General features: G+C 70.1%; 8 protein-coding genes. 3 read left to right on the top strand and 5 right to left on the bottom strand.

Annotated elements, in window-relative coordinates; genetic code table 11:
• Window positions 1-261 precede the first annotated feature (261 nt).
• Entirely contained in the window at window positions 262-1224 is a 963-nt protein-coding gene (locus D7V93_RS32835) for an isopenicillin N synthase family dioxygenase (RefSeq protein WP_120647139.1), read from the top strand.
• 17 nt (window positions 1225-1241) lie between these two features.
• The gene (locus tag D7V93_RS32830) at window positions 1242-2285 is read left to right on the top strand and encodes a carbon-nitrogen hydrolase family protein (RefSeq protein WP_120647138.1); all 1044 of its coding nucleotides are present in this window, start codon (window positions 1242-1244) and stop codon (window positions 2283-2285) included.
• Here D7V93_RS32830 and D7V93_RS32825 read toward each other — a convergent pair.
• Genes D7V93_RS32825 through D7V93_RS32805 form a run of 5 tightly spaced genes read right to left on the bottom strand, consistent with a single transcriptional unit; the run spans window position 2282 to window position 6237 of the window.
• Window positions 2282-2626: a hypothetical protein gene (locus D7V93_RS32825; RefSeq protein WP_120647137.1), complete on the bottom strand. Its 345-nt coding sequence runs from the start codon at window positions 2624-2626 to the stop codon at window positions 2282-2284. The genes D7V93_RS32830 and D7V93_RS32825 overlap by 4 nt on opposite strands.
• A gap of 1 nt (window position 2627) precedes the next feature.
• Entirely contained in the window at window positions 2628-4073 is a 1446-nt protein-coding gene (gene gatB, locus D7V93_RS32820; protein ID WP_120647136.1) for an Asp-tRNA(Asn)/Glu-tRNA(Gln) amidotransferase subunit GatB, read from the bottom strand.
• A gap of 32 nt (window positions 4074-4105) precedes the next feature.
• Entirely contained in the window at window positions 4106-5572 is a 1467-nt protein-coding gene (gene gatA, locus D7V93_RS32815) for an Asp-tRNA(Asn)/Glu-tRNA(Gln) amidotransferase subunit GatA (protein ID WP_120647135.1), read from the bottom strand.
• A gap of 6 nt (window positions 5573-5578) precedes the next feature.
• The gene (gene gatC / locus D7V93_RS32810) at window positions 5579-5866 is read right to left on the bottom strand and encodes an Asp-tRNA(Asn)/Glu-tRNA(Gln) amidotransferase subunit GatC (RefSeq protein ID WP_120647134.1); all 288 of its coding nucleotides are present in this window, start codon (window positions 5864-5866) and stop codon (window positions 5579-5581) included.
• Between the two features lie 35 nt (window positions 5867-5901).
• A complete protein-coding gene (locus D7V93_RS32805) occupies window positions 5902-6237 on the bottom strand; it encodes a TFIIB-type zinc ribbon-containing protein (protein ID WP_120647133.1) in 336 nt (111 codons plus the stop codon).
• A 189-nt stretch (window positions 6238-6426) separates the two neighbouring features.
• Here D7V93_RS32805 and D7V93_RS32800 point away from each other — a divergent pair.
• The coding region (locus tag D7V93_RS32800; RefSeq protein ID WP_208723234.1) for a DNA translocase FtsK 4TM domain-containing protein at window positions 6427-7496 on the top strand (1070 nt) is incomplete at its 3' end.

The raw sequence follows: 7496 nt of genomic DNA, 5'->3' as shown, positions 1-7496 counted from the left end.
GGACGAGCGTGTCGCATGACGTCTCCAGTCCATGTCTCCGACCGCACGCCCCACACGTGCGATGGCTCCTCGCGACTTCGGCCATACCGCCCCCCCTCTGGCCAATCCCCGCCCAATCTGTACATCCAGGAAGCCCGGCATCCACTGTCGACAAGTGCCGGTGTCGCAAAGTGAGGGGCCCTTCCTCCCGTGGGTCGGGGTGAGGGTTGGGCGGAGGACTGCGACGTGTCAGGAAGGAGTCACGCGGCTAGGATGGGCCCCATGTCCCGCTCGGCCCGACGCATCCCTACCGTGAACCTGTCCCACTACCGCTCCGGCACTCCCGACGAGCGGGCCCGCTTCGTCCAGGTGTTTGGCGACGCGCTCAAGGAGTTCGGCTTCGTGACCGTGGAGGGCCACGGCGTCGAGGACGCGCTCATCCGCCGCACGTACGCGGACGTGGAGCGCTTCTTCCAGCTGCCGGAGTCCACCAAGACGCGCTACGCGGTGCCGGAGCGCCCGGGCCAGCGCGGCTTCATGGCGTTCGGCCAGGAGCACGCGAAGAACCGCAAGGTGGGGGACATGAAGGAGTTCTGGCACGTGGGCCGCGAGCTGCCCGTGGGCCACCCCTACCGCGACGATTACGGCGCCAACGTGTGGCCGGAGGAGGTGCCCACCTTCCGTCAGAACACCCTGACGCTCTACCGGGAGCTGGACGACGCGGCGACGGTGATGCTCCAGGCGCTCGCGGACTACCTGGGCATCGTGCGCGACACGTTCAGCAACATGACGGTGGACGGCAACTCCGTGCTGCGGCTCATCCACTACCCGCCCCTGAAGGACCGCTTCATCCCGGGCGCGGTGCGCGCCGCCGAGCACGAGGACATCAACTTCATCACCCTCTTGTGTGAGGGCACGTCCGGCGGCCTGGAGCTGCTCACGCGCGACGGCGAGTGGATTCCGGTGGACACGCTGCGCGGGCAGATCGTCGTGGACTCCGGCGACATGCTCAGCCGGGTGATGAACGGCATCATCCCCTCCACGACGCACCGGGTGGTGAACCCGCCCAGCACGGAGCAGGACACCGTGCGCTACTCGATGCCCTTCTTCGTGCACCCGTACTCCGACTGCGTCCTCAAGCCGCTGCCGCAGACGGAGACGCCGGACAACCCCGCGCGCCACCCGCCCATCACCGCGGACGCGTTCCTCAAGCAGCGGCTGCGCGAGCTGGGCTTCCTCAAGTAGCCGCCGCGCGTCCGCCCGTGTCCCCGCCCGACTCCGTCGACCTGTTCGCCGTCCAGCCGCGCGTCACGCTCGACGACTACGCCTCGCCGGAGGCGTTCGCCGCGCGCCACCGGGCCCTCGCGGCGCGAGTGGACGCGCTGCGGCCCCGGGATGCTTCGGGCCGGCCGCTGAACCCCGCGCTCGCGGTGTGGCCGGAGATGGTGGGCGCGGCGCTCGGGCTGATGGGGCACCTGTCGCGCGTGCGCCGCTGCAAGACGACGAACGGCGCGATGACGCGCGTGGCGCTGGCGGAGTGGCGGGCCCTGTTCCGGACGTGGCGCGCCTGCCGCCCGCCGACGATGGAGGAGTGCCTCTACGCCACGGTGGCGCCCCGCGTGCACCGGGTCCTGTTCGAGACCTTCTCCGGCATCGCGCGCGACCATGGCCTGTGGATCGTGGCCGGCAGCGCGCTGCTCCCCGCCAACCGCCTGGGCATCGACACGCCCGAGTACGAACCCGCGGGGGCGCGCACCTTCAACACCAGCTACACGTTCTCACCAGACGGGCACTGCGTGGGCGTCACGCGCAAGGTGAACCTCGTCCCCACGCAGGAGGACGTGCTGCACCTGAGCCCCGGCCGTCCGGAGGACCTGCCCGTGGTGGACACGCCCTTCGGCAAGCTGGGCACGCTCGTCTGCTACGACGGCTTCCGCGAGCCGCACACGTCGGGCGAGCCGTGGTTCGTGCCGTGCGCGCAGTACCTGGACGCGCTGGGCGTGGACGTGCTCGCGCAGCCGTCCGCCAACGCGTGGTCCTGGGATGCGCCCTGGGCCTTCAACGCGCCGGGCGAGTCGCAGCTGCGCCGCGAGCAGTGGTTCAACGAGGGCCTCTTCACGCAATTGCGAACCCTCAAGCGCGTGCGCTACGCGGTGAACCCGCAGCTCACCGGCGGCTTCTTCGAGAACACCTTCGAGGCCCCCTCGCTCATCCTGGAGCGCCGGGGACCGGACGACGTGCACGTGCTCGCCCAATCCGCGGATCCTCGCGGCGAGGACGTGCTCCACGTCACCGTGCCGCGTTAGCCCCCACGGGGTACATCCAGGGCCACGAGCCTCGCGTCCTCCTCCAGGAGGAACTTGAGCGTGGGCCCACGCTTCTCAGGTTCCCAGCCCGCGGCCCGCGCCAGCGTGACCACCCGAGCCACCAGGCCGGGGCCCACGCTGCGCGTCTCCAGCGCGGAAACATCAACCTCACCGACATGGAGCCACGGATCATCGTGGCGGATCCATACGTGCAGGGCCTGACGGGTGGCCTCGGCCCACATGACCGTCAGCAGGCGGTGGGCGAGCCCTCCCAGGGATTCACTCCGGCCCTGGAGGCGCCACCGGTACGAGACGCCCTCGACGGTCAGCAGCCGCGCCACGCTAGTCCCCGAGCTTCTTCTTGAGCAGCTCGTTGACGAGGCCGGGGTTGCCCTTGCCCTTCATCGCCTTCATCACCTGGCCCACGAAGAAGCCGTACACGCTCTTCTTGCCGGCCTTGTACTTCTCCACCTCGCCCGCGTTCTTCGCGAGGATGTCGTCCACCACCGCCTCCACCGCGCCCACGTCGCTCACCTGCGCGAGGCCCTTCTCCGCGATGATGTCCGCGGGCGCGCGGCCGGTGCGGAACATCTCCCCGAGCACGTCCTTGGCCGCGTTCGCGGACACCGTGCCCTTCTCCACCGTGGCCAGCAGCTCCCCCAGCTGCGCCGGGGTGAAGCGCAGCGCGGACAGCGGCGTGCCCTCGTCCTTCAAAAGCCGGCTGAACTCGCCCAGGAACAGGTTGGAGAGCTTCTTCGCGTCCGGCGCGTGGGCCGCGCAGGCCTCGAAGAAGTCGGCCAGCGGGCGCTCGGCGGTGAGGATGCGCGCGTCGTAGGCCGGCAGGCCGTACTCACCCATGAAGCGCGTGCGCTTGGCGCGGGGCAGCTCCGGCAGCACCTTCGCCTGTGAGTCCCGGAGCGCGTCCGACACGATGAGCGGCTGGAGGTCCGGCTCCGGGAAGTAGCGGTAGTCGTGCGCGTCCTCCTTCGAGCGCATCGACCGGGTGATGCCCTTGTTCACGTCCCAGAGGCGCGTCTCCTGGTCCACCTTGCCGCCGGACTCCAGGACGTCCACCTGCCGCGCCGCTTCGTACTCGATGGCCTGCTTGAGGAAGCGGAACGAGTTGAGGTTCTTCAGCTCGCAGCGCTGCCCGTAGGTGGTGGAGCCCTTCGGCATCACCGACACGTTGGCATCGCAGCGGAAGCTGCCCTCCTCCAGGTTGCCGTCGTTGACGCCCAGGTACACCAGCACGTCGCGCAGCGCCTTGAGGTACTCCACCGCCTCGTCCGCGTCGCGCAGATCCGGCTCGCTGACGATCTCCATCAGCGGCACGCCCGCGCGGTTCAGATCCACCAGGCTCTGGCCCGCGGAAGCGGACGCGTCGTGCACGCTCTTGCCCGCGTCCTCCTCCAGGTGGATGCGCCGCACGCGCACCGTCTTCTCACCCGACGGCGTGTCGATGACGAGCTCGCCCCACTCGCAGATGGGCTGGTCGTACTGGGTAATCTGGTAGCCCTTGGGCAGGTCCGGGTAGAAGTAGTTCTTCCGGCTCCACACGCTCGTGGGCTTCACCGTGCACCCGAGCGCCAGGCCCGTGCGCACCGCGTACTCCACCACGCGCTGGTTGAGCACCGGCAGCACGCCGGGCATCCCCAGGCACACCGGACAGGTGTGGTGGTTGGGTTCGGCGCCGAACGCGGTGGAGCAGCCGCAGAAGATCTTCGACTGCGTGAGCAGCTGCGCGTGGACCTCGAGGCCGATGACCGTCTGGAAATCACTCAGGGGCATGGCGGTGTCACCTTGCCGGCACCTGCTCCCCGCTAGACGGGGACGGCGCGGCGGAAGAAGTCGTGCTCGCGCTCGAACGCGCGGGCGATGCGCAACAGGCGGGCCTCGTCGAACGGGCGCCCCAGGATTTGCAGCCCCACCGGCAGCCCCGCTTGCGTGAAGCCGCACGGCACGGACAGGCCGGGCAGGCCCGCCAGGTTGCAGGGCAGCGTGTAGACGTCCATCAGGTACATGGACAGCGGGTCGTCCACCTTGTCGCCCAGCTTGAACGCCGGCACGGGCGACGTGGGCGACACGAGCGCGTCCACCTGCTGGAAGGCCCGCGTGAAGTCCTCGCGGATCAGCGTGCGGACCTTCTGCGCGCGCAGGTAGTAGGCGTCGTAGTAGCCGGCGGACAGCGCGTAGGTGCCCAGCATGATGCGGCGCTTCACCTCCGCGCCGAAGCCCTGCCCCCGCGTCTGCGTGTACAGCTCCTTGAGCCCGCGCGCGTCCTTCGCCCGCTGCCCGTAGCGGATGCCGTCGTAGCGGGCCAGGTTGCTGGACGCCTCGGAGGAGGCCAGCAGGTAGTACGTCGCGAGCGCGTACTTCGTGTGCGGCAGCGACACGTCCACCAGCGTCGCGCCCATCCGCTCGAACTCCTCCAGCGACGCGCGCAGCGTGCCCTCCACCTCCGGGTCCATGCCGGCGGTGAAGTACTCACGCGGCACGCCCAGCTTGAGGCCGCGCACCCCGTCCTCCAGGCCCGTGAGGCAGTCCGGCGTCGCCACGTCCGCGGAGGTGGAGTCACGCGGATCATGCCGCGCGATGAGCTGGAACAGCGCCGCGGTGTCCGCCACCGTGCGCGCCATGGGGCCCGGTTGATCCAACGACGAGGCGAAGGCGATGACGCCGTAGCGCGACACGCGGCCGTAGGTGGGCTTGAGCCCCACGGTGTTGGTGAACGCCGCGGGCTGGCGGATGGAGCCACCCGTGTCGGTGCCCAACGCGCCGAACACCTCGCGCGCCGCCACCGCCGCGGCCGAGCCGCCCGACGAGCCGCCCGGCGTGCGCGTCAGGTCCCATGGGTTGTGGGTGGGGAAGTACGCGCTCGACTCGTTGGACGAGCCCATCGCGAACTCGTCCATGTTCAGCTTGCCCAGGAGCGGCAGCCCCGCCTCCTTCAGCAGGCGCACCACGGTGGCGTCGTAGGGCGGGACGAAGCCCTCCAGGATGCGCGAGCCGCAGGTGGTCTCCACGCCTTCCGTGAGGAAGATGTCCTTCAGCCCCACCGGCACGCCGTCGAGCGCACTGGCGGGACTGCCCGCGTGCCGGCGCGCGTCGCTGGCCTCGGCGGCCTTCAGCGCCCCGGGCTCGTCCACGCGCAGGAACGCGCGCACCTTCGAATCCACCTGGGCGATGCGCTGGAGGCTCGCGCGGGTGGCCTCCACCGAGGACACCTCGCGCGCGGCCAGCTTCGCCGCCAGCTCCAGCATCGACAGGTCGGTGAGCGTCGACGACATGGCGGGCTACTCCAATATCTTCGGGACCGCGAAGGCGGTGCCCACCTTCGCCGGCGCGTTGGCGAGGCCCGCTTCCGGGGGCAGCGACGGCCGCATCACGTCCTCGCGCAGCAGCGAGGACGCGAGCGTCGCGTGGGAGGTGGGCTCCACCTGGCCTACATCCAGCGCTTCCAGCTCCGCCACCGCGTCCAGCACCTGGGACAGTTGGGTGGCGTAGCGCGCCTCCTCTTGCGGCGTCAGCGACAGCCGCGCCAAGGTGGCCACGTGCCGGACCTGCTCGAGCGTGAGGGCCATGGGGAAGCCTCCTCCCGTGTGGGGAAAACCGCCTGCTAGCTGCGCTTGAACAGGTTGAGGATGGCGCCCATCACCTTGCCGCCACCCTCGTGGCCGTGCTGCTTCATGACCTCGCCCAGTTCGCCCGCGTCCAGCCACACGCCGTGGCAGTTGAAGCAGCTCTCCAGCTCCACGTTGCCCTGCTTGAGCGTCTGCAGGTCCATGCCGCACTTGGGGCACTTCATGAAGTGCAGCTTCTTGAGCTCCTCGCGCTGGAGGGCCGCCGTCTCCTGGGTCTGCTGGAGGGCCAGCTTGCGCTTGGCTTCGATCTCCTCACGCGCGAAGTAGTCGTCTTCGTTGTTGGAGGGCTTTTCAGGGGTCAGGCTGGACATGGTTCGGGTTCTCCTTGGCGGGGGGCACCATACCCTCTCCCCCCGGGGTCGCAGTCGAAATGTAGGCCCTGTCCAGCCCCCTCGGAGGCCTGCCGGAAAATTGACCCCAGGCCTTCCCTCCCTATTCTCGCCGCGCGGATTGCTACAGCTCGCTACGCGGCTGGAATCGGGCAGAGGGAACCGGGGTCCATGACAGCGGCCAAGAAGGGTGGTCGGGCGGAGAAGGCAGTGCTCTCCCGACAGGAAATCGCGACCAAGCGCAAGGCGCTCGCGAACAAGAAGATGAAGGCGGGGGGGGCAGCCAGCCCGGCCAGACGGGCGCTCGTGGGCGTCTTCGTCCTGGCCGCCTCGCTGCTGTCCTTGCTGGCGGTCGCCACCTTCGACGCGCATGACCGGACAGGCCCGGGCTTCCGCAACGCGGTGGGCCCCATGGGCCACCTCATCGCGGAGACGCTCCGGGGCGCGCTGGGCGTGTGCGCCTACTTCATCCCCGTGGGTGGCATCTACACCGCCGTGGTGCTCTTCGTGGGCAACCGCGAGCGTCGCCGCCTGCCGCAGATCATCTCCCTGGCGCTGCTCACGTGCAGCGTGGCCGTGCTCTCGCAGCTCATGTTCGCCAAGGACAAGGGCTGGGCGCACCCGCCCGGTGGCGCGCTGGGCGCCGGCCTGGGCGGCCTGATGGAGGGCATGTTCTCCACCGTCGGCACCGTCATCCTCGTCACCGCCATCAGCGCGGCGGCGCTCATCGTGGGCACGCAGTACACGTTCTTCAAGCTGTGCTCGCTGGTGTGGGCCGGGCTCACGGTCCTGGGCCGCCGCGTCTCCGAGTCCGCCCACGTCTTCTGGGAGGCGCAGAAGGTCTCCTACCAGGCCCGCCAGGAGCGGCTCGCGAAGGAGAAGGAGGAGGAGGCCGCCTTCCTCGCCGAGCTGGAGGCGGAAGAAGAGGAACTCTCCGAGGCCGAGCGTCTGGCCGAGGAGGCCGAGGCCGCCGAAGCGGAGGTCCTCGCCGAGGAGGCCGTGCGCCTCGCCCGCCTCGCGGAGAAGGAGCAGGCCGCCAACGCGAAGAAGGCGCTCAAGGAGTCGCGCGAGAAGCCGGAGAAGAAGCCCGCGCGCGAGGAGACGCCGGAAGACGACGACGCGCAGGACGAGCAGCCCTCCCTGCCCCCGGAGCGCGCCGAGCGCCGTTCCCCGGGCGCCGACCCGGCCTGGGCCGCGTCCTTCCTCGCCCCCCAGCCGCAGCTGCCCGCCAACGCGGAGGG

It is taken from the genome of Corallococcus llansteffanensis, assembly GCF_003612055.1.
In the GTDB taxonomy this organism is placed as follows: Bacteria; Myxococcota; Myxococcia; order Myxococcales; family Myxococcaceae; genus Corallococcus; species Corallococcus llansteffanensis.
Note: the sequence above shows the minus strand (reverse complement) of the source record. Positions and strands in the feature narration are given on the sequence as shown.